The organism is Burkholderia sp. AU33803 (assembly GCF_002223095.1).
Classification (GTDB): domain Bacteria; phylum Pseudomonadota; class Gammaproteobacteria; order Burkholderiales; family Burkholderiaceae; genus Burkholderia.
The window spans coordinates 439,910-464,183 of the sequence record NZ_NKFJ01000006.1; the positions used below are offsets into that span (position 1 = coordinate 439,910).

Below are 24,274 nucleotides of genomic sequence, written 5' to 3' on the forward strand. Positions count from 1 at the left end.
CGCCGCCATCCGGCCACGCTTCGAAGTGTCGGCCTCGTGCGTGAATGCCGGTGGCGGGGCGTAATGGGGCGATGTTCCTGATCGATCAGACAGAGGCCGGAGCTTCGGCCGTCCGCCGGGCGGACAGCCGGCTCCACAGCAAGCCGGAGCGATTGCCGCTGCGGCAATACGCGAGCACCGGCTTCTGCAGCGTGTCGATCAGCTCACCGAATGCGTCGATCTCCGCATCGCCGATGCCGTCGCGCTCGACTGGCAGGTAGCGCGCTTCGATGCCCAGTTCGCGGGCCGCCGCGGCGATTTCGTCGAATGCCGGATGTGCGTCGCCTTCGCTGTCGGGACGGTTGCAGATGACCGAGCGGAAGCCGGCATTGCGGATCGCCTTCAGGTCGGCCGGCGTGATCTGCCGCGACGCGGAGAAGCCGTTCGCCGCCGTCGCGCGACACTGCTCGATCGCCTGGCGGAAACAGGCGATCGCGAAGTCGACGTCCTGCTCCGTCGTGAAGCGGCCGAAGCTCACGCGTACGGTGCGGCCTGCCGTCTCCGCATCGAGGCCGATCGCGGTCAGCACGTGGGACGGTGCGCCGCTGGTCGAGTTGCATGCGGACGTCGACGACACGGCGAGCGCTTCGCCGAGCATGAACGGGAAGAAGCCCGGCGCGTTCACCGTCAGGCTAAGCGTGTGCGGGATCCGGCGTGCCGTGGCCGCATTCTGCGTGACGTCGCCAAGTGCGACCAGCGCGTCCGTCAGGCGGGCGCCGAGCGCCGCGATCCGTGCGGCTTCGCCGTCGAGCTTGTCGGCGGCCAGTTCGCATGCAACGCCCATGCCGACGATCTGGTGCGTCGCGAGCGTGCCCGAACGCAAGCCGCGCTCATGCCCGCCGCCGTGAATCTGAGGGGCGATCCGGTGCGCGATGTCGCGGCGGACGAACAGCGCGCCGATGCCCTTCGGGCCGTACACCTTGTGCGCGGACATCGACAGCATGTCGATGCCGAGCGCGCGCACGTCGATCGGCGTCTTGCCGAGCGCTTGTGCGGCGTCGACGTGGAGCAGCGCGCCCGCGTCATGCACGATGCGCGAGATTGCGCCAATATCGGTCAGCGTGCCGAGCTCGTTGTTCACGAGCATCAGCGACACGAGGCCCGTATCGGGACCGATCGCGGCCGCGACCGAGTCGGCGGTGATTTCGCCGTCGCGGGTGGGCGTCAGGAACGTGACCGACGCGCCGTGCTTCGCCAGGTTCGCCATCGTGTCGAGAATGGCCTTGTGCTCGATGCGGCTCGTGATCAGGTGGCGCTTGCCGGTCGCGTTTTCCGCATAGCCCTTCAGCGCGAGGTTGTTCGATTCGGTGGCGCCCGACGTCCAGACGATCTCGTCGGCGTCCGCGCCGATCAGCGCGGCGACTTGCGCGCGGGCCTGCTCGACCTTGTCTTTCGCGAGCCGGCCGGCGGCGTGCGAGCTCGATGCCGGGTTGCCGAAGATGCCGTCGAAGCCGAGGCAGGCCGTCATCGCTTCGATCACGCGCGGATCGGCGGGCGTCGTGGCGGCGTAGTCGAGGTAGTGCAGCGGGGTGGTGTCGCTCATGTCCTTCTCATGCTCGTTTCTTTCGGAATGGAAGAAATGATACGGGGAACAGAAGGGAAAAAGGATCCAAAGTTGGCTGGTGATTCAGCTTGATATGGAATAACGTTTTATCGGAATGTGGATTTGGGGAATTTATTTTTCCTGTGGCGAGCGGGTGCGATGCACGTGTCCGCAGCCCATTTTGCGAGGGATGATCGACATGCAGTATGAACTGACAACGCTGTCGTGTTTGCTGCTGGAGCAGGATGCCGTTTCCGCCGGTGCGCATCGGTGGGTATCGGATCCGGGGGCCGCGGGGCGCCTCCTCGGCGCGTGGCGTTCGGAAATCGGCGAGCTGGGGCAGATCGTCGTGTTGCGAGGCTTCGACGATGCCGACGAACTGCGGCAGGAGCGCCGTCGTGCGTTGATGAGCGGCGGGCCGTTCAATATCGACGGTGACCATGTGGGTCTCAGCATGGAAACCTACGAACTCTTTCCGTTCCTGCCCGAGATCGAGCCGTCGAAACTCGGCAGGTTCTACGAATTTCGCCGCTACTGGCTCAAACCGGCCGGGATCGCGCCGACGATCGCCGCGTGGGAGCAGGCCGTCGGCCCGGCCGAAGCCTATACGTCGCATCTCGTCGCGAACCTGTACGCGATCGATGGGCCGCCTCGCATCGCCCATATCTGGGGATTCTCGAGCCTGGAGGAGCGCATGGCATTGCGCGCGCGCCACTATGCCGAAGGGCTTTGGCCACCCAAGGGCGGACCGCAACAGATCGAGCGGGCCACGTCGACGATTTGCCTGCCGGAGGCGTGGTCGCCACTGTGCTGAATGTCCGGTGAGGCGTCGATGATGTCGCGCTGCCCGTTGCCGCCGAGGCCGCGCTATGCGGAGGCAACGGGCTGTATCGGCCACGACGAAGCGGCTTGCGTGCCGCGTTTTACTGCTGACCAGCGGCGAGCACCATGGCGTGCTCGAACGACGGTTCGCCGTTTTCATACGGCGAATCGCAGGCGCCTCCCTGTCTATGAGGGATTCCCCCGTACCACGCGAGTGAGCGCCACTTCAACGCCGCTTTCGTTCGCGCCGCGCTTCTGCGCCCATGCTTCCCGCCCACCCCCCGCGATTATTTGCGTTTCGCGAATGGCGCGTTCGCCGGTTGTTCCCTACCCGATTGGCGGCCGTGCACCTATCGTGGTGACGTCGGCTGATTGAACCCAACGCGTCGCACCCGAACGCCAGCCGGCACTTCCTCGCGATTCGCGTCGCACACAAAAACCATCGGACCTGGCTCATGCGCAGGCGCTGCGGCGCGCGCAGGCGGACCTGTGTCCACGGAGACGGACATGAAAGCAAACGAGTGGGATACCTCATACGAGTGGAAGGCGGTCACGCTGCTGGCGCTCGGCTTCGGGCTGGTCGGCCTCGATCGCTGGCTGATCGCGCCGCTGTTCCCTTCGATCATGAAGGACCTCAACCTGAACGCGCAGGACGTCGGCAACTGCATCGGCGTGCTCGGCCTGTCGTGGGGTATCTTCGCGGCGCTGATGGGCGGCATCTCCGACAAGATCGGCCGCCGCAAGGTGCTGATTCCGGCCATCATCGCGTTCTCGCTGCTGTCGGGCTTCTCGGGGCTCGCGGGCGGCCTGCTCGGGCTGATGGCGATTCGCGGCCTGATGGGCGTCGCGGAGGGCTCGTTCTGCCCGACGAGTTTCGCCGCGACGGCCGATGCATCGCATCCGCGGCGGCGCGGGCTGAACCTCGGCCTGCAGCAAAGCGGCTTCGCGCTGTTCGGGCTCGCGCTGTCGCCGATCATCGCGACGCAGCTGCTCGGCTTCGTGTCGTGGCGCTGGGTCTTTGCGCTGGTGGCCGTGCCCGGCCTGATCCTCGGCGCGAACATGTTCTTCGTGATCCGCGAGCCGAAGGTCACGAAGGCCGTCGCGTCCGAGCATGCGCCGGCATCGCTCGGCCACGTGCTCAAGAGCCGCAACATCCTCGTCGCGATGGCCGCGTTGTGCTGCGCGATGACCGGCGTATTCGTGCTCGGCGCGCTGTTGCCGCTGTACCTGACCGACTACCTGGCGCTCGGCACGCAAAAGATGGGCCTCGTCGTGTCGGCGATCGGTTTCGGCGGTTTTCTCGGGCAGTTCGGCTTGCCGGGCCTGTCCGACCTGGTCGGCCGCCGCGTCGCGAGCATCGTCGGCTTCGCGGGGACGGCCGTGATTCTCTACATTTTCCGCGGCCTTGGCCCGCAGCCGGTCGTACTGTTCGGCGTGCTGTTCGTCGCGTCGTTCTTCACGCTCGGGCTGGTGTCGCTGCTGTCCGGCCCGGTGGCGACCGAGGCCGCGCCCATCGGGCTCGTGTCGACGTCGATCGGCGTGGTGGTCGGTGTCGGCGAGATCTTCGGCGGCGGCATCGCGCCGGCGATGGGCGGCTATGTCGCCGCCCACTTCGGCATCCAGAACATCCTGTGGCTGCCGATGTGCGCGGTCATGCTGGGCATTGTGGTCAGCCTGCTGCTGAAGGAAACTGCGCCGGCCGTGCTGCAGCGTCGCGTGGCCGTGCAACCGGAACTCGCGGCGGGCGAGCAATCGCGGTAAGGGCCGCGCATGCGGGGGCCGGCGTCATCGGCGATTGACATCGATTGGGTGACAGAGAGACGCCTCCCGCATGACACAGCTCGTCATCCGCACGGGTAGACTGCCGGTTTCGCTGTCGAAAAAGGGCGCGGTATGGACCGGTTTCTGAGCATCGAGGCATTCGTCAGGGTGGCGGAGGCGAGCAGCTTCGCCGAGGCGGCGCGGCAGCTCGGCGTGACCAGCTCGGTCGTGACGAACCGCATCCAGCAGCTCGAGAAGTTCGTCAACGCGCCGCTGTTCCATCGCAGCACGCGCCACGTGCGCCTGTCCGAAGTGGGCGAGGCGTTCTATCGCGAGTGCGCGGAGGTGGTGGGGCGCGTCAACGAGCTGACGGACCAGATGCGCGAGCTGCGTGCGACGCCGACCGGCCGGCTGCGCATCCAGATGCTGCCCGGTTTCGCGCTCGATCACTTCGGTGCGCCGCTGATGGAATTCAACCGGCGCTACCCGGGCATCCAGCTCGACATCATCGTCAATGACCGTGTCGTGGACCCTGTCGAAGAAGGGTTCGACATCGCGTTCCAGATCTTTCCGCCGATCTCCGAGTCGTTGATCGAACGGCGGCTGTTCACCGTCAGGCGCCTCTTCTGCGCGTCGCCCGCGTACCTCGACGCGCATGGTGCGCCACAACATCCACGCGACTTGCTGCAGCACACCACCGCGCTGTATTCGGGCTATCCGTCGCGCAACCGCTGGACGATGACGCGCGGCGACGAAGTCGTCGAAATGGAGCTGCCGGGCATGATCCGCTCGAACTCCGTGCACCTGCTGCGCGAGTACGCACTGTCGGGCGGCGGCGTCGTGTGCCTGCCGACGCTGGTGGCGAGCGAGGCGCTCGTCGCCGGCCGGCTGGTGCCCATCCTGACCGATTTCCAGCTCGCGCCGCTGAGCTTTGCCGCGGTTTATCCCGCAACGCAGCGACAGGCGCTGAAAGTGAAGGCGCTGGTCGAATTCCTCGCGGAAGCGATCGGCGACGAATCGCCGTGGGATCGTCCGCTCCTGGAGCGCGGCTGGGTGCGTTGAACCGCGCGGATTATTCGCGAAACGCAAATGCCGTAGTCGCCGTCCCGTGCCTTGTTGCGGTGGGTCCTTGCCCCTAGAGTGGAATCCAACAAGCGGTTCAACTCAGGAGACAGAAATGACCGACACGGCATTCCATACCGTCTTTGGCTCGCTCGACCATTACCGGAAAGGCGAGATCGAAATCACGAGCGGCAGCGCTCAACACTACGCGTTCTCGAATGTCTTCGAGGTCGCATCGAAGTCGGCCCCTTACGAAAAGGTCGTCGCCGGCAAGAACCTCGAATACGTGATCGAAGTGCTGCGGACCGACGGTCAGTCGCCGTGGTTCGCCTGCTCGCACGATGAATTCGTGATCCAGATGGACGGCGAAGTCCGGATCGAATTCATCAAGCTCGATACGCCGCCTGCATCGAGTCGCGGCACCGTCAGCGCCGGCACGCAACCGGCCGGCCGCAAGATGGGCTACGTCGTGTTGCGCCAAGGCCATCAGGCGCTGCTGCCGGCCGGCTGTGCATACCGCTTCACCGCCAGCCGGCCGGGCGTCGCACTCGTGCAGACCGTCCTGGGCGAGCTGTCCGTGGAGAAGTGGGCCGACATTTGCCTGCACTGATTCGTCCGACCTCATTCGACACTTCCAGGAGACACGTCATGGCCACGCTCGACACCCTCGACACTTCCGCTGGCTTCGCCGCCGATCTGGTGCAAGCCACCGACGCCGACGCCGTTACCGGCTACCGCCGCTTCCGGCTCGGCGCATTCGAATTCCAGCGCGACGAATATTTCGTGAAGATCAGCTGGCCCGCGAAAGGCCAGACCCGCACGCACGCGATGCCGGCGGACGCGTTCCTGCGCGCGATGATGCGCGACGTGGCGTGGGGATTCTTCTACGGCTGGGTGAACTTCGACCACGTGTTCGGCACGCGCAATCACTACGGCAAGGTGGACATGTATGCGGGCACCTTCAACGGCATCCTGAAAGACGCCGGCGTGGACTACACCGAGACCTTCGAAACGCCCACGATCATGGCGACCTTCAAGGCGATGCTGCACGACTGGACGAACGAAGGCTTCGATCCGTTCGCGGCGCCCGAGGAAACCGGCACGGCGTTCGGGCGCAAGCACGGCGAGAACGGCTCGGCGATCGAGCGTACGCGGATCGCGACGCGCCGCATGCCGGGCCTCGAAGGCGATTCGCCGCTGCGCGACGACCTGCCGGTCAACCGCGCGTTCCTGGACGTCGCGCAGGACGAACCGGAGGTGCATGTCGAGCCGGGCTTCGAAGGCGAGTTGCACGCGTTCAACCTGTTCAAGTACCTGTCGCGTTCGGACGTGACGTGGAATCCGTCGGTCACGTCGGTGTGCGGGCGCAGCCTGTTCTGCCCGACCACCGAGGAATTCATCCTGCCGGTGTTCCATGGTAACGACCGCGTCGAATGGTTCCTGCAACTGTCCGACGAAATCGTGTGGGACATCGGTGACAAGAACACCGGTGCGCCGCGCGCACGCGTGACGATGCGCGCCGGCGACATCTGCGCGATGCCCGCCGACATCCGGCATCAGGGCTACTCCACGAAGCGGTCGATGCTGCTGGTCTGGGAAAACGCGACACCGAACCTGCCGCAGCGCTACGAGAGCGGCGAGCTCGAGCCGTATCCGATCGCGTTCTGAGCGGCGTGCCGGTTTCCGCTTCCGCTTCAAGCCATACACCGAGGACGATTCATGCAAACCCAACTTTTCATCGACGGGCGCTTCGTTGACGCCGTCGACCGCGGCACGATCGACGTGCTGAACCCGCACGACGGCTCCGTCATCACGAAGATCGCCGCAGCCACCGCGGCGGACGTCGACCTCGCCGTCGAAGCCGCGACGCGCGCGTTCCCCAAATGGTCGGCGCTGCCGGCGGCCGAACGCGGCCGGTTGCTGCTGCGTCTGGCCGACGCGATCGAGGCCAACGCGGAGGAGCTGGCGCAGCTCGAATCGCTGGACACTGGCCACCCGATCCGCGATTCGCGCGCGCTCGACGTGCCGCGCACGGCTGCGTGCTTCCGCTACTTCGGCGGCATGGCCGACAAGCTGCAGGGCTCGGTGATTCCTGTCGAGACCGGCTTCCTGAACTACGTGCAGCGCGCGCCTATCGGTGTCGTCGGCCAGATCGTGCCGTGGAATTTTCCGCTGATGTTCACGAGCTGGAAGATGGGCCCGGCGCTCGCCGCCGGCAACACGGTGGTGCTCAAGCCGTCGGAGATCACGCCGCTGTCGACGCTGCGCATCGTCGAGCTGATGGCCGAGGTCGGGTTTCCCGCAGGTGTGGTCAACATCGTCCCCGGCTACGGGCATACCGCCGGCCAGCGGCTCGCCGAACATCCGGGCGTCGGCAAGATCGCGTTCACGGGATCGACGGCCACCGGCCGGCGGATCGTCGAAGCGTCGCAGGGCAACCTGAAGCGCGTGCAGCTCGAACTGGGCGGCAAGGGCGCCAACATCGTGTTCGACGATGCCGATCTCGACGCGGCCATCAACGGCGCCGCATGGGCAATCTTCCACAACCAGGGGCAGGCGTGCATCGCCGGCTCGCGTCTCGTGCTGCATGAGCGCATCGCGGATGCGTTCCTCGAACGCTTCGTGGCGCTCGCGTCGTCGATCCGCCTCGGCAACCCGCTCGACGCGAACACCGAGATGGGGCCGCTCACGTCGAAGCAGCACCTCGAGCGCGTGCTGTCGTTCGTCGACGTCGCGCGCGAGCAGGGCGGCCGCGTGCTCACCGGCGGCACCGCGCCGCAGGATCCGGCGCTCGCCAATGGCTACTACGTGCGCCCGACGGTCATCGAAGCCAGGAGCGCAACCGACCGCGTCGCGCAGGAGGAAGTGTTCGGCCCGTTCGTCACGGTGCTGCGCTTCGGCAGCGACGACGAAGCGCTGGCCATTGCGAACGCAACCGAATACGGGCTGGGCAGCGGCCTTTGGACGAAGGATCTTTCCCGCGCACACAAGATGGCGTCGCAGATCAACGCGGGGATGTGCTGGATCAACTGCTACAAGCGCGTCAATCCGGGCAGTCCGTTCGGCGGTGTCGGCAAGTCGGGCTACGGCCGCGAGATGGGCTTCGAGGCGATGCACGACTACACCGAGGCGCGGTCGGTGTGGGTCAACGTCGACGGCAACGTGCCGCCGCATTTCAAGCGCTGAGGTTCGCCATGGATCGCTTCATCTATCAGGGCACCCCTTCCCGCGTCGTGTTCGAATGGGGCGCGCTCGACAGGCTGCCGGACGAGCTGTCGACGCTCGGCGCCCGCCGAGCACTCATCTTGTCCACGCCCGAGCAGCGGCCGCTTGCCGAGCGGGTGGCGGCGATCCTGGGCGAGCGTGCGGCCGGTATCTGCGCGCAGGCAGTGATGCACGTGCCGGTCGAGGTTGCACACGCGGCGCGCGAGATGGCCGGCGAGCTCGGCGCGGACTGCTGCGTCGCGATCGGCGGCGGCTCGACGATCGGGCTCGGCAAGGCCATTGCGCTCGAGTCGGTGCTGCCGATCCTGGCCGTGCCGACGACTTACGCGGGTTCGGAAATGACGCCGATCTTCGGGCTCACGGAAGGTCGGCTGAAGCGCACCGGGCGCGACGCGCGCGTGCTGCCGCGCACGGTGCTCTACGACCCGTCGCTGACGTTGTCGCTGCCGCCGGACATTTCCGCGGCGTCCGGCATCAATGCGATGGCGCATGCCGTCGAGGCGCTTTATGCGGAAGACGCGAACCCGGTGATCAGCCTGATGGCGGAAGAATCGATCCGCGCGCTCGGCGAAGCGCTGCCCGTGGTCGTGCGCGATCCGGCGAACCGCGATGCCCGCAGCCGTGCGCTGTACGGCGCGTGGCTTGCCGGGACTTGCCTGGGCGCGGTCGGCATGGCGCTGCATCACAAGCTGTGCCACACGCTCGGCGGCACCTTCAACCTGCCGCACGCGCAGACCCACGCGGCGATGCTGCCGCATACCGCGCACTACAACCACGCTGCCGCGCCCGATGCGCTGCGCCGCGTGGCGCGCGCGTTGGGCGGGAGCGACGCGGCCGAAGCGGGCCCGCTGCTGTTCGCGCTGAACGCACGGCTCGGCATCGCGCCGGCGCTGGCCGACCTCGGGATGCCGGAGGCGGGCCTCGATGAAGCGGCCGACCTCGCATGCCGCAACCCGTATGTGAATCCGCGGCCGATCGAACGCGAGGCCATTCGCGCGCTGCTTCAGCATGCATGGGAAGGGCGCGCGCCGCAATGAATGGCCGGATGCGCCAACGGAGACAACCATGAGCCTTGACCACCATGACGGTGACGCCACGCTGGCCGAGTCGGTCGTCGCCCGCTTCGACGGCATGCCGAGCCGGCGCTTGCATGCGCCGATGCGGCGCGTCGTGCGACATCTTCATGCGTTCGTCGTCGATCGGAGCTGACCGCCATGGCAAGATTTTTTGCGGTGTTTGCGACGGATCAGCCGGGTATGCGCGACGTGCGCGATCGCGTGCGGCCGATTCACCGGACTTACCTGCGCTCGGCCGACCAGCACGGCGTGGTGGTGCGGCTCGGCGGCCCGACGCTGGACCCGCACGGCGACGCGATGAACGGCACGCTGCTCGTCGTGGAGGCGGACGACATTCAGGCGGTGATGCGGTTCATCGGCAACGATCCGTATGTGAAGGAGGGGTTGTTCTCGCACGTGGAAGTGCGGCCGTGGGACTGGAGCCTCGGCAACCCCGAGCAGAGAGTGTGAATCATGGACGCCCGACAACTCTGCCGGTTTGCCGATGTGCCCGACGGCGGCGCGCGGGTCGTCGACGAAGCATGCATCGGGCGTCCCGTGATCGTCGTGCGACGCGGCGAGCAGGTGTGGGCTTATGTGAATCGTTGCCCGCACTTTTCGGTGCCGCTCGATTTCGTGCCGGGTAGCGTTTCCTGCTATCGGTCGCAGGTATTGATGTGCGCCCATCACAGCGCGCTGTTCCGGTTCGACGATGGCGTGTGTATCGACGGGCCTTGCTCGGGATCGGCGCTGGAGGCCGTGGCGGTCGACGTGGATGCCGCCGCGTGGGTCGTCTATCGAGGCGCCTGATTTCGGTGTTTTGATGAAGGGCGAGCGGGGCCGTTCAATGCGATGGCCATCGTTTTTATCGATCAGTAAAGCTAATCATATTTCGGGTGTCTGGTAATCGACACCTGAATGATGGCGATTCCTTGTGCGGTACCGAGCGCGCACCTGCCACGTAGCGGGTGGTGGCGTCGCTTTTTCATAAAAAAGACGGAGACAAAATGAAACTCAGGTTTGGAGCAGTGGCGATTCTCGCCGTGGCGCAGGGCGCATGGGCACAGAGCAGCGTGACGATGTTCGGGCTGATCGACGCGGGCGTCTCGTATGTCAGCAACGAGGGCGGCGGAAAGAACGTCAAGTTCGACGACGGCATATTCGCGCCCAACCTCTTCGGCTTTCGCGGCACGGAAGACCTCGGGGGCGGATATCGCGCGATCTTCGCGCTGGTGAACCAGTTCTCGATGGCGAACGGCGCGATCATCGGGACGGGGATTTTTGGGCGCAACGCGTACGTGGGCCTCGAAAGCAACCGGTTCGGCAGCATCACGCTGGGCAATCAGTATGACTTCATGGTGGATTCGCTGTTTTCGAAGAACAACGCGATTTCACGGGATATCTCGGGGCTGTACGGCTTTCGCAATGGCCCGTTTCAACGTCTCGCGCTTCCGGACAATCCCACCGGTGCATTCGATTGGGACCGCACGGCGGGTAGCAAACCGATCGCGAATTCCGTCAAATACAGTTCGCCGACGGTGTCGGGTTTTTCCGGCGGCGCGATGTATGCGTTTGGTGGGGTGGCCGGGTCGGTCGGGGCGGGCAATGCGGTCAGCGCCGGGCTGAACTACGAGATGGGGCCGTTCGGCGTGGGCGCGGCGTACACGAACGAGAAGTACGGCCCCGCGCCCGGCGTGCCGTCCACCAGCGTGCGCAACTGGGGCGTCGGGATGCATTACGACTTCGGTGTCGTCACAGCGAACGCGCTGATGACCACCGTACACAACTCGTTCAACGACGCCGGCGTGTGGATGGCCGAAGCGGGCGGGCTGTGGCACGTGAGGCCCGATGTCGTGCTCGGTGCGAAGTACATGTACATGAAGGGCAATGAAGCGGTGAACAACAACCACGCGCATCAGCTCAGCGTGGCGCTTCAGTACCTGTTCTCGAAGCGGACGATGGTGTACGTGTCGGCGGATTATCAGCGCGCGAACAACGGCGCGAACGCGCAGGTCAATGGCGTGCTGGATCCGAACGGGGCGTCGAGTTCCGCGAGCCAGACGGTGGCGCGGGTGGGGTTGCATACGGTGTTTTGACGGGGTGTGGTGCCCCGTTCTTCAAGCGCGCAGGGCGACCCATGCTCGCCCTGCGTCGATATTCTCCGTCACCGATATGCGTCGCAGGATTGGCGGCACGACGATATTTTCCTGGTAAGTGAGCGGTAAGTCGACTGGTCCTACAGTAGCCCCCGTTTCGATCGTCGACTCCAGGAAAATGATTGTGAAAACAGCCTTCCGCCGCGAACGTCCGTTACTGCTGCTTGCCGCTTCATTCGCATTTGCGTCTGCTTCCGCCTGGGCGGACGACGGCATGATCCCGCCCGATCCCGATAATTCGGGGCTGACCATTCTCAACAACGCGACGAATGTGACGCATTGGGGACTGGGGGCCGGCGTCGGCTTCGAGCCATCGACCTACAAGGGCGACAGCACCCGCGTGTTGCCGTTTCCGCTGGTCTATTTCGACAACAAATGGGTACAGGTCATCGGTACCACCGCCGATCTGAAAATCGGGAGCTGGAGCGGCGTCAGTGTCGCGCTTCGCGGCCAGTTCTCGCTGTTCGACGGATACAAAGGCTCCGACGCACCGATCCTGAGCGGCATGGAAAATCGCAAGGGCGCACTCTGGTACGGGCCTGCACTGTCATGGGGCACCGGGTTCGGAACGTTATCGGGCACTTTCCTGTTCGGCGGAAACAAGGGCAAGCGCGCGAAAATCGGCTTCGAGAAGGCATTTGCGTTCGGCCAATTCTCGATCACGCCGCATGTCGGCGCGGAATGGCTGAGCAACAAATACGTCGACTACTATTACGGCGTGCGACCATCGGAGGCGCGCGCCGATCGTGCCGCCTACAGTGCGGGTTCGACGGTGAACGTGTCGGCCGGCACGCGTATCGACTTCCGCCCGACGAAGCAGCAGACGATATTTCTGGACGTCGGCGTGTCGCGTCTCGGCGACGCCATCACCGACAGTCCGATCGTTGGAAGACGGTTCGTTCCCGAAGCAAGAGTGGGCTACATGTACCGGTTCAAGTGAGAGCGGCGATGCCGAGAGTTGCGATTGTCGAGGATCATGAGCGCCTGGCCGACATGTTGAGCCAGGCATTGGCCGCAGCGGGGATCGAATCCGACCGCTTCGGCAATCTCCGTGAAGCCGCCTACGGTGTCGACCGGGCCGACTACGCACTGCTGATCGTCGACCGCGGATTGCCCGACGGCGATGGCCTGGCGTTCTTGCGGACGCTGCGCGCGGCGGGGCGCATGACGCCTTGCCTGATGCTGACCGCACGCGATGCGTTGCACGACCGCATCGACGGACTCGAAAGCGGGGCCGACGACTATGTGACCAAGCCGTTCGAAATGAGCGAACTCGTCGCCCGCGTACGCACGCTGATGCGGCGCCCCGCGCTGCTGACGACGCTCGTCGCATCGTTCGCGGATGTGACGGTCGACCCGCCTCAGCGCGCGATGTGCTGTGGCGACCGGACGATACCGCTTGCGCCGGCCGAGTTGCAGGTCATGCTGTGCCTGATGGAAGCCGCGGGCCGGACGGTACGGCATTCGATACTCGAGCATGCCGCGTGGGGGCTCGGGGAGGCGGTCACGCCGAACGCGCTCGAGGTGACCGTGCATCGCTTGCGCAAGAAGCTGGCGGCGATCGGCGCAACGACGCGGCTGACCAATATTCGCGGTGCCGGTTTCGCGCTGCGGGACGCATGACGCTGCGCCGCGTCTTGCTCGTTGCCGCTTCAGCTTCAGGGTAAGGAAGCGACCATGCTCGATCATTGGATTCGACGCCTGTCGACGCGTCTGTGGATGACCAACGTCGGGGCGTTCGCCATCAGCCTGGCGCTGCTGTCTGCGCTCGCCGTGTATGCCCTCGATCGCTATCCGGCGTTCCTGGGGCGGCGACAGCAGATGGAGATCGTCGGCCACGTCGTGACCGGATTGAGCTTCGACGACGCCGGGCGTCCGGTATCCGTGCAACTGGACGGCCGTCCGGCGCTGATGTTCCGGCTCTTGTCGAGCGAGGTGAAGTATCGCGTGCTCGATTCGACGGGGCGGCTGTTGCTGGCGTCGACGCCGTCGAACGGGGGCCGGCCGTGGCTGACGGAAGACCTCGCGAAGGTGGCCGGCAAGGTGGTGCCCGCCACGATCGACGGCAACGTATATGCCGTCGCCACACGACGCATGTCGAAAGGAGGCGTCGATTATTACGTGCAGGTTGCGCAAAGCAGGCAGCTTATGGACGCGCTTGTCGTGTCGAAGATCGAGCCGATCCCGAAGACCGTCGGCTATGTGCTGCTCATCGCGACCATCATTTTCGGGCTGACGCTTCCACTGACGATCAGCCACGTGTTGAAGCCGTTGCGAGAGGTGTCGCGTGCCGCGAGCAGAATCGAGCCGCACAACCTGAAGACGCGACTGTCGTCGGACGGGATTCCGAGCGAGATCAAGCCGCTGATCGATGCGTTCAACGATGCGTTGACGCGACTCGAGAATGGCTTCGCCGTTCAGCAGCGGTTCCTGGCCGACGCCGCGCATGAGTTGCAGACACCGCTCACGCTGGTCAGAGGCCAGATCGAACTGCAGCCTGACATCCGGCACAAGGCGCTTTTGCTTCGCGAGATCGACCTGATGGCTCGGCAGGTCAAGCAGTTGCTGCATCTGGCGGAAGTCAGCGAAGCGCAGAACTTCAGCTTCGACGACGTGAACAGCGTCGAAGTCGCGCGAGACGCCGTTGGCTTGCTGGCCGGCAAGGCCGATGCGAAGCAGGTGAAGCTCCATATCGAAGCGCGCGACTCCGCGGCGCCCATCCGGGCCGACGGCGGGGCGCTCTTCATCCTGCTCAAGAACATTCTCGAGAACGCGATCAACGCGTCGCCCACGGCGGGCGTGGTCGTGCTGACCGTACTCGATGCGGCGATTCACGTCGACGACGAGGGGCCGGGCATTCAGCGGGAGCATGTCCCGCTGCTCTTCGACCGATATTGGCGGGCGCCGGATTCAAGGTATGACGGCGCCGGTCTCGGGCTGGCGATCTGCAAGGAGATTGCCGTGGCGCATCAATGGAAACTGACGGTCGATGTACTGGCTACGGGGACGCGGTTCAGCGTGTGGTTTTAGTCTGAGCGGTTGTCGAGCGGGGCGGGGTTCACGCAGTACAAGGGCCGGATCGAAGCTTCCGCCCGGTTGAAGGGGCGCTTTCCCGGGGGGCCCTTGTTCGACGTTTGTTTTTCGGTATAATGAATTCACGTTCGGAATGTCGAACGTGAGAAGTCAAGCATCCAGAGTCGGATTCTCCGACGCCAACCTGCCCTCCCGGGCAAGGTGGACGCCTCTGAGGCGATGCGGCCGATTTACGGCAACGAAGCGGGAGCAGCATGGCTGGCACCGGTTCGATAACCCCTCATCCGGAGCAACCATGCGTCAAGATACCTCTGCCTTCCGCCCCGCAGTCTGTGAAGACTGGTCACACTACCTCCCGGGTTTCACGCTGACGCATACGGTTCATCTCGTGTCGAGACGGAATCCGGGCATCGTCTCGACCGCGGCTGCCGTGCTCGAAGGTGAAACCGCCACGGTCGACCGTTGGGCCATCACCCGCTGTGGTGACGTTCTCGAGCAAAAGATCGTTCTCGGGGAGATGACGGAAGGGCAGGCGGTGCGGCTGCGTGAACGACTGGCCGCGCTCGAGGGCGTGCTGCGCACGAGGGTGGAGCATCACTTCGTGCGAGCCGGGTCGGTTGCCTCCTGAAATTCACCCGGGAGTGGCCGTCAGACGATGGATTCTCGTCGTCGCCGTATCGGCCGAAGTGGCCTGGCAATGATCCCCTCCCGGGTCAAAGATAAGACCAGATCAAACCGGCAGCGTCAGATCGGCTGACTCCGTTCGGCCATTTCAAGCTGTGCGCTCGTCCCCGCAATGCCACCCGCTGAATCGAGCGAGTCGTTCCTCGGCGTTCCCCGGCATGCACGCAACCAGAAAAACTTGACAATACGAGCACATGCTCCTATCTTTGCCTTAAGGGAGCATATGCTCTCACTTTCAACCGGAGCGAAGCGATGAACGAAGCCGACATTCTTGTGAGTGGTGCCACCGGACGGACCGGAGGTTTTGCCATTGACGAACTGCTGAAGATGGGCAAACGCGTGCGGGCATATGTGCGCACGGATGACGACCGGGCGGCCGCGCTGAGGCAGCGCGGTGTCGATATCGCGGTGGGGGACTTCACCGACATCGACGCCATCCGGGCAGCGATGGAAGGCATCCGGTCAGCCTATTTCCTTTATCCGATCGCGCCGGGAATCATCGGGGCCGCGGCCTATTTCGCGCAGGCAGCCAAGGAAGCGGGCGTCTCGGCGATCGTCAACATGTCGCAGATTTCCGCGCGCCGTGAGTCGGCGAGCCACGCGGCACAGGATCACTGGGTTTCCGAACGGGTCTTTGATTGGTCAGGTGTCGCGACGACGCATTTGCGCCCCACCTTCTTCGCCGATTGGCTCGTCTATCCGCATTTTGCAAAGGAAATCCAGGCCACGGGGAAGATCGAATTTCCGTTCGGCAACGGCCGTCACGCGCCGATCGCTTCCGACGATCAGGGGCGCGTCATCGCGCATCTCCTCGCCAACCCCGCAGGCCACGAGGGCAAGATCTACACGCTCCACGGCCCCGTCGAGCTGAACCATGTCGAGATCGCAGCCGCGATGAGCGAGGTTCTTGGCACCCGGATCGAATACGCGCCGACTTCCATCGAGGCATTCCGAATCAAGATGGAAACCCTTTACAAGTTTCCGCCGTTCCTCACGCAGCATCTGGTCGAAGTCGCGCAGAACTACCGCGACGGCATTTTCTCGGGCACCAACGATGTCGTCGAGACAATCACCGGGACGCCGCCGCTGTCGGTCCAGGCGTTTGTCGCCAGGAATCGGTCCGCATTCGCGTGAACCCATCCTTAAACCGAATCGAGGGTTGAACATGTCACTCAATCAAGGCGAGCGTCACCCGTTTCTCGACGATCTGACGGCTGACGCGGAACTGATCAGTTCGGTGTTGCGTGGTCCCGTCACCGGACGCGACGACATCCGGCTCGCCGTCGACGCGGTCGGAACCTTCTACGCGTCACAGACGCCCACGTTTCTTCAAACCGTCGGCTCGCGGCTTTTTCTGGAATACGAGGCTGTCCTGACGAGCGGCGAGAAGTTGAGCGCGGTCGTTGTCGTCGATCGCAACGCCGACGGATCGGTGCCGCGCGTCAGCGTGCGGATGAGCCCGCTTGGCGCCGTACTGACGCTCGCCACCCGTCTGCGGGAAGCGCTCTCGAAGCAGTTGCCGGAAAACCTCTTTCTTTGAACCGGGCACGCGCAGGCCGGCGGCGAGAGTCGACTCGCACCCGGCAAGCGGCTTTTGAAACAGGAGCATGTGATGGATATCAAGAACGCCACCGTCTTCATCACCGGTGCCAATCGCGGTCTGGGTCTGGCTTTTGCGCGAGAGGCGCGTCGTCGCGGGGCGGCGAAAGTCTATGCGGGCATGCGCAACACGAGCGGTTTCGACGAGCCGGGCGTCGTGCCGGTCAGGATCGATGTCACGGATCCGGCGTCGATCGCCGAGGCCGCGAAACTGGTGGCCGATACGACGCTGCTGGTCAACAACGCGGGGATTGCCGCGCTGATCGACGGGCCGCTGGCGGCCGACATGGAAGCGCAATCCGCCCGAATGTTCGATACGAACTACTACGGCGTGGTGCGCGTCACGCAGGCCTTCGAGCCGATCCTGGCGGCCCAGCCGCATGCCGCCATCATCAACGTGCTGTCCGACATCGTGTGGCTTCCGCGGCCCTATCTTGCGCCGTATGCTGCGTCGAAGGCCGCCGCGTGGAGTTACACGAACCAGCTTCGCCTGTCTCTGCACGAGCGTGGCATCCAGGTTCTCGGCCTGCACGTCGGGTTCGTGGATACCGACCTGACCCACGGCATCGACGTGCCCAAGGCCAGCCCGGAGGACGTCGTGCGACAGACTTACGACGCGCTCGCCCTCGGCAAGAGCGAGGTGATGGCCGACAAGGGGACCGCGTTGCTGAAGCGTACGCTTGCGGCCGAGATACCCGGCTACATCACGCCGCCGGCAGGGCTTTGAATGCCGCAGATGACACGGGGCGGTCGCGGCGGCGAGACATGCGGTGCGTGGATCGTCGTACGCCATCGCTGCCGGTTGTCATCGAAAGATACCGCTGCACCTTCGCGTGACGTACGCTTGGCGTTTGCGCGATCAACCGAAACCAGGAGTAGAACAGATGTTGCCGGTCAACCAGCCGCTTGGAATCGATCAATGCAACTGCTTCGCCGTGAGGAAGGCGAGCAGGCAGATCTCCCGACTCTACGATAGCCATCTCGAGCCCGCGGGCCTGCGCATCACGCAATTCCTCACGCTGGCCGCCCTGAACGAGGTGGGAAGTACCCCGGTCAATGCCCTTGCCGAACGGCTCGATATCGAACGAACGGCGATGGGGAAAATGGTTGGCTTCCTGGAACGCGACGGCTTCGTCACGATCAAGCCGTCGCCCACGGACGGCCGAAGCCGCCTGATCGAGCTCACCGAGGAAGGGCGGCGCCTGCACGACAGGGCGGCCCCGCTCTGGCAGGAGGCGCAACGGGAGTTTGAGCAACTGAACGGGGCAGACAACGTGACGGCGTTGCGGGAGGGGCTGAGAGGCGTGGTCGTCGGCGACGTGTCGATGCATTCGTCAGAAGGCTGAGCCTGCGACGCATGGCGCTAGCAACATGATTCGTGACACGAGTCATCATTCGGGGAAGGGCGATGAAACCGCCTGTCGCCATCGCGGGCGTGCCGCGCATGACCGGAAGGCGGCGATGAACCCGTTCGCGATCCTCGGCGAGGATCGATTTGTTCGACGCTCCGCGTGAATCTCGACCCGCCTTGAATACGGAAACGCTGACACTTCCGGTTCGCTCGACACCGGACTATCTTGTCGCTGCTCGTTTGTCGTGGATTGTTGTAGTCTGGGCAATACGATAGTGTGGCGCACCGGCCTGCCGCCGAACTGACAATGAACCTATGATGGATCGCGCAGGCGATCGGTGAATACGAACGGTTGGACCGTTACCGATCGTTTGATCCTGCCGATCTCATCGTCGACCGATTCGCCAGAAAATCAGGAGTGTGTCGTGTTTCACCGGAGATCCATGTTGGGCTGTCGGAATATCGCGTGCGCCATCGCCGTGGCGATCATGCTGGCCCCGGTCGCGACGCGCGCAGCGGCCGACACTGTCAACGAAACGGCGAGCGTCGCGCCGGCCGTTTCGGCCAACACGTCGCTTACGCGGCCGATCGTCGGCGACGATCCGGTTGCGATTCGGGAAGCACTGGAGAAGCTGCACGTCAAAAGCGCGTCCCCGTCCCTGAGCGAGCGCGTCCGCGGCCTGATCCCTGGCGTGGCCGACAAGCATGGCCAGGACGCCGACCTGGCCGCGGTCAACCTGGATCGCGAGGTCACTTTCCTGGTGCCAGTGTCGTACGGGCTGCGATATCAGTCGCAGAAGCATCTGTTGAAGGTGAACGTCGACCTGGTCGACCCCGACGGCGAAGGCCGGACAGGCATCCTGCTCAGAAAGGTCATTACCGGGCCGCGAGGGCGAGGGCTCGTGATCGCACCCGAGGCGAAGGCAAAAGGCTATATCCAGCAGATCGACATCATCGAACTCGATCCCGGAAAAGGCGGGAAGTCCACTGTGCGCGGCAGCGTGAAGCTGTCACCCGCTGCGTACGCGCAAGCGCAGGGCGGGTTCGTGTTGGCTCTTTCCGGGCGCCTGGTCCGGCCGTACCTGACCGAACACGTCGAGCACGCCGAGCCGAACAACGACGAGCCGACCGACATCACGACGAGGACGTCGAGGTTGCACCTGGATGTCGAATCCATTTCGCTCGTGAGCCGGGCGAGTGGTGCGGTGTTGTTGAAGAAGCTGAGTTTCTCGAAATAGCGGGTTTCTTGCGGGGGGCTTTGGCCGGTAAGGGGGGAGCGGCCATCGGCTGGCTCGCTGGCGGCGAACTGGTCGATCTCGTGGAATTGGCTCATGCCCGGTCGGGGATCTCGATCGGGCTCACTTGACGCGTGATATTCGTAAGCTGACGCGGAGCATCGTCGCAGGTGATGCCGCGGCACACGGCGGCGCCGCCACGTCAGGCCGGATCGTGCTGCTGCGGAAACAGGGCGATGTCAGCCCGACCGTTGCTCGGCTGCGATGCGGGCAAGTCATTTCGGAACACTTCTTACGCTGCGCGTCGTCATGTCCGACCCTTGGCAATATGGGATTAGAAGTCGTTACACAATCCATCCTGCGCGGTCGGGCAAGAAAATCCTTGGAGAATTGAGCGGCCCCCGGATTAAACATTGCACATAATGTGCGAGTTATAGGCGGACTTTTTCTGTATGAAAGGAGTCGGACGATGAAGCGCAAGCGCTTCAGTGTCGAGCAGATTGTGGCAGTGTTGAAACAGGCTGAAGCAGGCATGCCGGTAGATGTGTTCAAGACGCGATTTCATTTTCAGCTCGACGAATCCACATTCTCATAATTGTCAAAATCACGACAGTGAAAATAACCAACACCGTCGTGGCAAGGAGGAGGGGTATCGAGCTCATTTTTCGAAAAAGTGCGAGATACACTTCCAACCCAAGCAGAGTGCCTAAGAGTGAGGCCGCCATTTTAGCGGTGAGAATTTTTACGAGAATTGAACTGATAATTGTGAGGCGAATGTTGGTCGTCTGATTGTCTATTAATATTGCTGCTTCTAACAGGGAGCGACATAATCCGTCTTCCTTCTTTTGGAGGAGGTAGATGAATCGCTCGTTCGGGGAGCAATTTTTGAGATGAATAGAAGCGAAGGCGGATAGAAGGAGAAGAATTGCCAGGCTGATGATATAGAATTTAATTGATAGTGCCTCGTTATTAAGATTGTCGATGAGCGAGGTTGCCCAGTTGGACGTGTTTTGGCTGTAGAAAGAGAGTCCTATAGTTAATGCTGCGCCCAAGAGTGTTGATATAAGTAGCGAAAGGAATGTTTCTATTCCTGCATTGTGATTTTTTAAAAAATTTGGAAATATGGGTGCGATTTTTTTGGAAATTGTATCGATGAGATGTCCTAGCCAAGAAAAGGTGCGTGCCAATGCGGAGAATGCCACTATCATCCACCGGAGGACGAGAAATGGCCAAATTAAGTACCTATTTTCTCGAAGGCGAGCCATGATTGGTCGCCAAAAGCCACATATTTTCTTGCTATCGTGCATTTAATATTTCCACCTGGTCTGTGATTGTTTTTTTGCTGTGTCAGTGCTCTATTTTTGCGTCGGTTGAATACCTGTTGTGAAAAGTTTGCCGGTAAGTGATTCGGTAATAATTGAGTCGGCGGCGTTATTTTTAGTTTTTAAATAAAATTAGATATTTGTGTGGGCTGATTTATGTTGGGGTCTCGTTTTTTCAGATGAGTAGGCGGTAGTCATATGGTGCAGACGAGAACCCATCAAGGTAAGTTCCGAACTTGGCGATGCTGCTCGCAGAGTCCAGCGTGGCGGGCATCCTCGAATAGTAGTCGAGAGTGTTCCAGTTCATCTTCGACAAGCCGAGAATTTCGGTTGCACATTGAACGATATCAGATTGACCAAGAAACCGGCGAATTCTGAGTGGTGCAGGAATTCGTCGTTTGCCTTGGTAATATCGCCAATACTTGTTTTGAACACTCGGCGTGGCACCATGTGTCCATAGAAGCGCGGTGTCGTCACTTTCTACGATGGTTGTTCCTTGGTACACGGGGAACGTGTCAATGTCTAACTTGCCATCTTTGAATTTAGATGACAGATATCGGAGCGAATCCTCTACGTTAATTTCAATGAGCTCAATGTTCTTAACCCCGTCTAGGCCTTGCACGAGACCTCGCTTCTCTTCGTCTGTGAAGTGCGTGCGCTTATGAATGACGACACGTGTCGGCAGATGCATCTTCGAGTCGTAGAAGAGTTGTCTGATGGTGTCGCCGGTGCGTCGTGCATCATCTTCCGACATGAACGGATTGTGCCCCCGTATCACAGGATTTTCTATGCGCCCAAGACGAAACTGGAGTCCTTCGCCGCGCGCACTGTACAGATGACTGCACCCCAGGATGACATGGTTTCCGCGCTCCGCTTCGCTATCAAGGCTATAACCAATGCCAACGAACGCGGTATTTTCGTCAAGCGCATCGAGGCGCCACGGTGTGCGCATCGCTTTGACATACAAAGCAAGTGAAAGCCACCATCGCACCCTGCAAGCATACGGATTCGAGACTGTTTCTTCTCGGACGAACTGGGTGCTCTGACTGTGCCGTGCAGCATATGCTTTGATGTAGTCATGGAGGTTGAAGCGCTCGTGCTGAGTGTCAACTACTTTGAATGGCTCCCACCTCTTCGGTACGAAAATGACGACGGTATCGGTGGGGCGTGCTCGACGTAAATGGTCAAGGGATTCGCATATCCTATGGGCAAGTTGCTTCGCGCCTGTCAAAGCGTCGGTCGATACGGAGTCGTCTATGGTCATCCATGTCGAGTCGCCTCGCACGGGAACCTTGAGCGGCAGTCCGAAGGCTGCGGGAAAGCCAGGAAAGTCGTGCAGATAGTCGCGTTCGCTTTGTTCGGGGCGAGCGACCTCCTGTAGACCTTTGAGGAAGCGTTCGAACCTTGCTGACACATCTGCTGGGCAGATGACAGCTGTCTCGGTCGACGGACACAGTCCGGTCGCGGTCAGTGAATGGTCCCACGGGCGGTTCATAACTAACCCATGCAGTGGATTCGGATTGCGTACCTCTGACTTGCCAATTTTTGCGCTGAAAACGAGTGGTGCGTCAGGGACGATGATGCCGCTCTGTTTGGCGTGCTTCGCAAGCGTTGATGGGAGCGCCGGCTTACCTTTCTGCGCTAACCCAGCATAGAGGGGGATTTTTGCGATGGTGAACGAGCCACCGCCGTCAGCTTCTAATGTTTTCTCGACCAGTTGCCGAGTCCAGTACGAGAGGTCGCCATCGAACTTGTCGTTGTGCTGGAACCCGTAAATCGCGACGCGAAGTGCCTTCAGTGGCTCGAATGGAGCCACTTTGCCATCCTCCGTGGTGGCAACGATTTCGGGGGTCAATACGACATGAGGTATGCCATCGATACCAACGATGTTCATCGAAAGAGCGCGATGTATCCGATACCTCGCGTTGTCCAGTTCGCGGATCTGGTAATGAATCGGCTCCCAGATTCGCCGACGAAAGTCAGAATGAACGTTGAGCGTTTGCGCGGCGGACTTTACGAGCGCTCGTCGGAAGAGAGACGTTACTCGACCGTCAGCGATTATGTTTTCGTCGGATATCTCGACTCGCCTCGGCGGCGCTCGTAGTGCGTCGTCAAACACCTGAGACGTGACAGCCATGTCCGCCAGACAGAGTGCCCCACTTTCGAACACCACTGATTGCCCGAGGTTAGGAGGCATATGTTCAGCGAGCCAATCCCGCCAACTGCCCAGCTCAGGCAGTTTGATGTCAAGTTTGAGTGCGTTGCCTGGATAGCTGAGGCGATAGGCGTTGCCTTTAACCAAGGCGCTTGGGGGTAATGGCGGCACAGCAAAAGCCATCCGCTGACCAACCATCGGTGCCATTGCCTCGATGAGTCCTTGTGCAAGGGCCAGTTGTTTTCCGGACAATCGACGCACTGCGAGTCTCGAGATGACGTCGTCGAAGCCCTTCGTGTTGATGTAGAACGCGGACTCACGCGATGGATCGATGGAACTGACGAGATTCTGAACTTCGGCGCCAGGTTCGGATCCGTAACCGCACCAGTAAAGGCGGCAACTCGACCGGTTAGCGTATGCTGCCGATAGAACTTGCATCAGCGATTCGTCTCGCCCGCTATAGCCGATGACGACAAGGTCGTAGTCCTGGAGTTCATGGAGCAATTCTTCGCGAAGCGCGGCGTCCTGCTCCTGAAGTTCGTCAGCAGTATTCTTCAGTGAGTCGTATCGAAAATCACCATGAAGTGAAACGATCCTTAGCTCGTTATCATTCTGGGGAAGTGAGGCTCGATGTGAGGTATCGATACCCACTTCGATGCAAACTACGTTCGAAGCCGTGCAAGCGCGTGATACCAACCCATCAAAGTTAGTGGTCCAGATGGTCCGGACGCACCCAACCTCCGCGAGCAAGGCAGTGAGTTTATAACCGATGTGAGGTTTGGCTTCGGCGATAAACCGGTGAAAGAATGTGCGACGGTCAACGGAGGTCGGATAGCATTCCTCGGCGTAGAAGGAATACTCTTCTGGACTTCCATCAACTGGGTAGCTTGCTTGCAGGTCAAGCCAATTCTGGATGATGCGGCGAGTCCCGGGAAGTGACAGTTCGTCAAGCGTGTCTCGAAGCGTTGGATTTCTCGTAATGAAGATGTCTCGCTTCCATTCCCAGATACACCGCTGCGCGGAAGGCATGCCCGACGTTATAGAAGCACCGGCACCTAACAGTAAACAAACAGGCCTATTTTGATTTACGGCAATCGAACGTACAAATGCATCCACACTCATCTGCGGTATTGCTGTCGATTGAACCTTAGCAACGGTGTCCGACATTTGTCTTGTCCCCCGGTGGCGTCAATTTCGCTTGGAACTGCGCTTTTAGGTAGTTGATTGTAGGC

The 24,274-nt window shown here is 62.1% G+C and carries 23 protein-coding genes and 1 riboswitch; of the genes, 20 read left to right on the forward strand and 3 right to left on the reverse strand.

Annotated elements, in window-relative coordinates:
• Positions 1-85: 85 nt before the first annotated feature.
• Positions 86-1,582, reverse strand: a complete 1,497-nt coding sequence (locus tag CFB41_RS19220; protein WP_089457533.1) for an aminotransferase class V-fold PLP-dependent enzyme — start codon at positions 1,580-1,582, stop codon at positions 86-88.
• A gap of 199 nt (positions 1,583-1,781) precedes the next feature.
• Between CFB41_RS19220 and CFB41_RS19225 the strand changes: the two genes are divergently transcribed.
• The 20 genes from CFB41_RS19225 (at position 1,782) to CFB41_RS19320 (ending at position 19,568) form a co-directional block, all read left to right on the forward strand.
• Positions 1,782-2,396 (forward strand): NIPSNAP family protein, encoded by a 615-nt coding sequence (locus tag CFB41_RS19225; RefSeq protein WP_089458919.1) that lies wholly within the window; start codon positions 1,782-1,784, stop codon positions 2,394-2,396.
• A 515-nt stretch (positions 2,397-2,911) separates the two neighbouring features.
• Positions 2,912-4,165 (forward strand): MFS transporter, encoded by a 1,254-nt coding sequence (locus CFB41_RS19230; RefSeq protein WP_089457534.1) that lies wholly within the window; start codon positions 2,912-2,914, stop codon positions 4,163-4,165.
• A gap of 132 nt (positions 4,166-4,297) precedes the next feature.
• Positions 4,298-5,227, forward strand: a complete 930-nt coding sequence (locus tag CFB41_RS19235) for a LysR family transcriptional regulator (RefSeq protein WP_089457535.1) — start codon at positions 4,298-4,300, stop codon at positions 5,225-5,227.
• 115 nt (positions 5,228-5,342) lie between these two features.
• Positions 5,343-5,837 carry a hypothetical protein gene (locus CFB41_RS19240; RefSeq protein ID WP_039354096.1) on the forward strand — a complete coding sequence of 165 codons (495 nt, stop codon included), beginning with the start codon at positions 5,343-5,345 and terminating at the stop codon, positions 5,835-5,837.
• 38 nt (positions 5,838-5,875) lie between these two features.
• The gene (locus CFB41_RS19245; RefSeq protein ID WP_089457536.1) at positions 5,876-6,895 is read left to right on the forward strand and encodes a hydroxyquinol 1,2-dioxygenase; all 1,020 of its coding nucleotides are present in this window, start codon (positions 5,876-5,878) and stop codon (positions 6,893-6,895) included.
• A 51-nt stretch (positions 6,896-6,946) separates the two neighbouring features.
• The gene (locus tag CFB41_RS19250; protein ID WP_089457537.1) at positions 6,947-8,413 is read left to right on the forward strand and encodes an aldehyde dehydrogenase family protein; all 1,467 of its coding nucleotides are present in this window, start codon (positions 6,947-6,949) and stop codon (positions 8,411-8,413) included.
• A gap of 8 nt (positions 8,414-8,421) precedes the next feature.
• Positions 8,422-9,489 carry a maleylacetate reductase gene (locus tag CFB41_RS19255; protein ID WP_089457538.1) on the forward strand — a complete coding sequence of 356 codons (1,068 nt, stop codon included), beginning with the start codon at positions 8,422-8,424 and terminating at the stop codon, positions 9,487-9,489.
• Positions 9,490-9,517: 28 nt separating this feature from the next.
• Positions 9,518-9,661: a hypothetical protein gene (locus CFB41_RS38215; RefSeq protein WP_179250108.1), complete on the forward strand. Its 144-nt coding sequence runs from the start codon at positions 9,518-9,520 to the stop codon at positions 9,659-9,661.
• Positions 9,662-9,666: 5 nt separating this feature from the next.
• Positions 9,667-9,978, forward strand: coding sequence for a YciI family protein (locus tag CFB41_RS19265; protein WP_039354114.1), 312 nt, complete (start codon positions 9,667-9,669; stop codon positions 9,976-9,978).
• 3 nt (positions 9,979-9,981) lie between these two features.
• Positions 9,982-10,317, forward strand: coding sequence for a Rieske 2Fe-2S domain-containing protein (locus tag CFB41_RS19270; RefSeq protein WP_089457540.1), 336 nt, complete (start codon positions 9,982-9,984; stop codon positions 10,315-10,317).
• A 197-nt stretch (positions 10,318-10,514) separates the two neighbouring features.
• Positions 10,515-11,603, forward strand: a complete 1,089-nt coding sequence (locus CFB41_RS19275; RefSeq protein WP_089457541.1) for a porin — start codon at positions 10,515-10,517, stop codon at positions 11,601-11,603.
• Between the two features lie 184 nt (positions 11,604-11,787).
• Positions 11,788-12,603 carry a MipA/OmpV family protein gene (locus tag CFB41_RS19280; protein WP_089458920.1) on the forward strand — a complete coding sequence of 272 codons (816 nt, stop codon included), beginning with the start codon at positions 11,788-11,790 and terminating at the stop codon, positions 12,601-12,603.
• Positions 12,604-12,611: 8 nt separating this feature from the next.
• On the forward strand, positions 12,612-13,286 hold the full coding sequence (locus CFB41_RS19285; RefSeq protein ID WP_089457542.1) for a response regulator transcription factor: 675 nt from the start codon (positions 12,612-12,614) through the stop codon (positions 13,284-13,286).
• 54 nt (positions 13,287-13,340) lie between these two features.
• A complete protein-coding gene (locus CFB41_RS19290) occupies positions 13,341-14,693 on the forward strand; it encodes a cell wall metabolism sensor histidine kinase WalK (protein WP_089457543.1) in 1,353 nt (450 codons plus the stop codon).
• A 152-nt stretch (positions 14,694-14,845) separates the two neighbouring features.
• A riboswitch (SAM-I-IV-variant riboswitch) is annotated at positions 14,846-14,949 on the forward strand.
• 42 nt (positions 14,950-14,991) lie between these two features.
• The gene (locus CFB41_RS38220; RefSeq protein ID WP_179250110.1) at positions 14,992-15,324 is read left to right on the forward strand and encodes a hypothetical protein; all 333 of its coding nucleotides are present in this window, start codon (positions 14,992-14,994) and stop codon (positions 15,322-15,324) included.
• Positions 15,325-15,632: 308 nt separating this feature from the next.
• Positions 15,633-16,514: an NmrA family NAD(P)-binding protein gene (locus tag CFB41_RS19300; RefSeq protein WP_089457544.1), complete on the forward strand. Its 882-nt coding sequence runs from the start codon at positions 15,633-15,635 to the stop codon at positions 16,512-16,514.
• A gap of 31 nt (positions 16,515-16,545) precedes the next feature.
• The gene (locus tag CFB41_RS19305; protein WP_089458921.1) at positions 16,546-16,920 is read left to right on the forward strand and encodes a hypothetical protein; all 375 of its coding nucleotides are present in this window, start codon (positions 16,546-16,548) and stop codon (positions 16,918-16,920) included.
• Positions 16,921-16,992: 72 nt separating this feature from the next.
• The gene (locus CFB41_RS19310; protein ID WP_089457545.1) at positions 16,993-17,706 is read left to right on the forward strand and encodes an SDR family oxidoreductase; all 714 of its coding nucleotides are present in this window, start codon (positions 16,993-16,995) and stop codon (positions 17,704-17,706) included.
• A 157-nt stretch (positions 17,707-17,863) separates the two neighbouring features.
• Complete coding sequence (locus CFB41_RS19315) at positions 17,864-18,325, forward strand: MarR family winged helix-turn-helix transcriptional regulator (RefSeq protein WP_089443404.1); 462 nt, start codon at positions 17,864-17,866, stop codon at positions 18,323-18,325.
• A gap of 430 nt (positions 18,326-18,755) precedes the next feature.
• Positions 18,756-19,568 carry a hypothetical protein gene (locus CFB41_RS19320; RefSeq protein WP_089457546.1) on the forward strand — a complete coding sequence of 271 codons (813 nt, stop codon included), beginning with the start codon at positions 18,756-18,758 and terminating at the stop codon, positions 19,566-19,568.
• Positions 19,569-20,113: 545 nt separating this feature from the next.
• Here CFB41_RS19320 and CFB41_RS37605 read toward each other — a convergent pair.
• A complete protein-coding gene (locus CFB41_RS37605; protein WP_144029953.1) occupies positions 20,114-20,872 on the reverse strand; it encodes a hypothetical protein in 759 nt (252 codons plus the stop codon).
• Between the two features lie 190 nt (positions 20,873-21,062).
• Positions 21,063-24,209 (reverse strand): SIR2 family protein, encoded by a 3,147-nt coding sequence (locus CFB41_RS19325; protein ID WP_089457547.1) that lies wholly within the window; start codon positions 24,207-24,209, stop codon positions 21,063-21,065.
• Between the last annotated feature and the right edge of the window lie 65 nt (positions 24,210-24,274).

What these genes read in the sequence shown, in the direction of transcription:
- CFB41_RS19220 (WP_089457533.1), bottom strand. Translation starts at nt 1,582, where the DNA reads ATGAGCGACACCACCCCGCTGCACTACCTCGACTACGCCGCCACGACG.
- CFB41_RS19225 (WP_089458919.1), top strand. Translation starts at nt 1,782, where the DNA reads ATGCAGTATGAACTGACAACGCTGTCGTGTTTGCTGCTGGAGCAGGAT.
- CFB41_RS19230 (WP_089457534.1), top strand. Translation starts at nt 2,912, where the DNA reads ATGAAAGCAAACGAGTGGGATACCTCATACGAGTGGAAGGCGGTCACG.
- CFB41_RS19235 (WP_089457535.1), top strand. Translation starts at nt 4,298, where the DNA reads ATGGACCGGTTTCTGAGCATCGAGGCATTCGTCAGGGTGGCGGAGGCG.
- CFB41_RS19240 (WP_039354096.1), top strand. Translation starts at nt 5,343, where the DNA reads ATGACCGACACGGCATTCCATACCGTCTTTGGCTCGCTCGACCATTAC.
- CFB41_RS19245 (WP_089457536.1), top strand. Translation starts at nt 5,876, where the DNA reads ATGGCCACGCTCGACACCCTCGACACTTCCGCTGGCTTCGCCGCCGAT.
- CFB41_RS19250 (WP_089457537.1), top strand. Translation starts at nt 6,947, where the DNA reads ATGCAAACCCAACTTTTCATCGACGGGCGCTTCGTTGACGCCGTCGAC.
- CFB41_RS19255 (WP_089457538.1), top strand. Translation starts at nt 8,422, where the DNA reads ATGGATCGCTTCATCTATCAGGGCACCCCTTCCCGCGTCGTGTTCGAA.
- CFB41_RS38215 (WP_179250108.1), top strand. Translation starts at nt 9,518, where the DNA reads ATGAGCCTTGACCACCATGACGGTGACGCCACGCTGGCCGAGTCGGTC.
- CFB41_RS19265 (WP_039354114.1), top strand. Translation starts at nt 9,667, where the DNA reads ATGGCAAGATTTTTTGCGGTGTTTGCGACGGATCAGCCGGGTATGCGC.
- CFB41_RS19270 (WP_089457540.1), top strand. Translation starts at nt 9,982, where the DNA reads ATGGACGCCCGACAACTCTGCCGGTTTGCCGATGTGCCCGACGGCGGC.
- CFB41_RS19275 (WP_089457541.1), top strand. Translation starts at nt 10,515, where the DNA reads ATGAAACTCAGGTTTGGAGCAGTGGCGATTCTCGCCGTGGCGCAGGGC.
- CFB41_RS19285 (WP_089457542.1), top strand. Translation starts at nt 12,612, where the DNA reads ATGCCGAGAGTTGCGATTGTCGAGGATCATGAGCGCCTGGCCGACATG.
- CFB41_RS19290 (WP_089457543.1), top strand. Translation starts at nt 13,341, where the DNA reads ATGCTCGATCATTGGATTCGACGCCTGTCGACGCGTCTGTGGATGACC.
- CFB41_RS38220 (WP_179250110.1), top strand. Translation starts at nt 14,992, where the DNA reads ATGCGTCAAGATACCTCTGCCTTCCGCCCCGCAGTCTGTGAAGACTGG.
- CFB41_RS19300 (WP_089457544.1), top strand. Translation starts at nt 15,633, where the DNA reads ATGAACGAAGCCGACATTCTTGTGAGTGGTGCCACCGGACGGACCGGA.
- CFB41_RS19305 (WP_089458921.1), top strand. Translation starts at nt 16,546, where the DNA reads ATGTCACTCAATCAAGGCGAGCGTCACCCGTTTCTCGACGATCTGACG.
- CFB41_RS19310 (WP_089457545.1), top strand. Translation starts at nt 16,993, where the DNA reads ATGGATATCAAGAACGCCACCGTCTTCATCACCGGTGCCAATCGCGGT.
- CFB41_RS19315 (WP_089443404.1), top strand. Translation starts at nt 17,864, where the DNA reads ATGTTGCCGGTCAACCAGCCGCTTGGAATCGATCAATGCAACTGCTTC.
- CFB41_RS37605 (WP_144029953.1), bottom strand. Translation starts at nt 20,872, where the DNA reads ATGCACGATAGCAAGAAAATATGTGGCTTTTGGCGACCAATCATGGCT.
- CFB41_RS19325 (WP_089457547.1), bottom strand. Translation starts at nt 24,209, where the DNA reads ATGTCGGACACCGTTGCTAAGGTTCAATCGACAGCAATACCGCAGATG.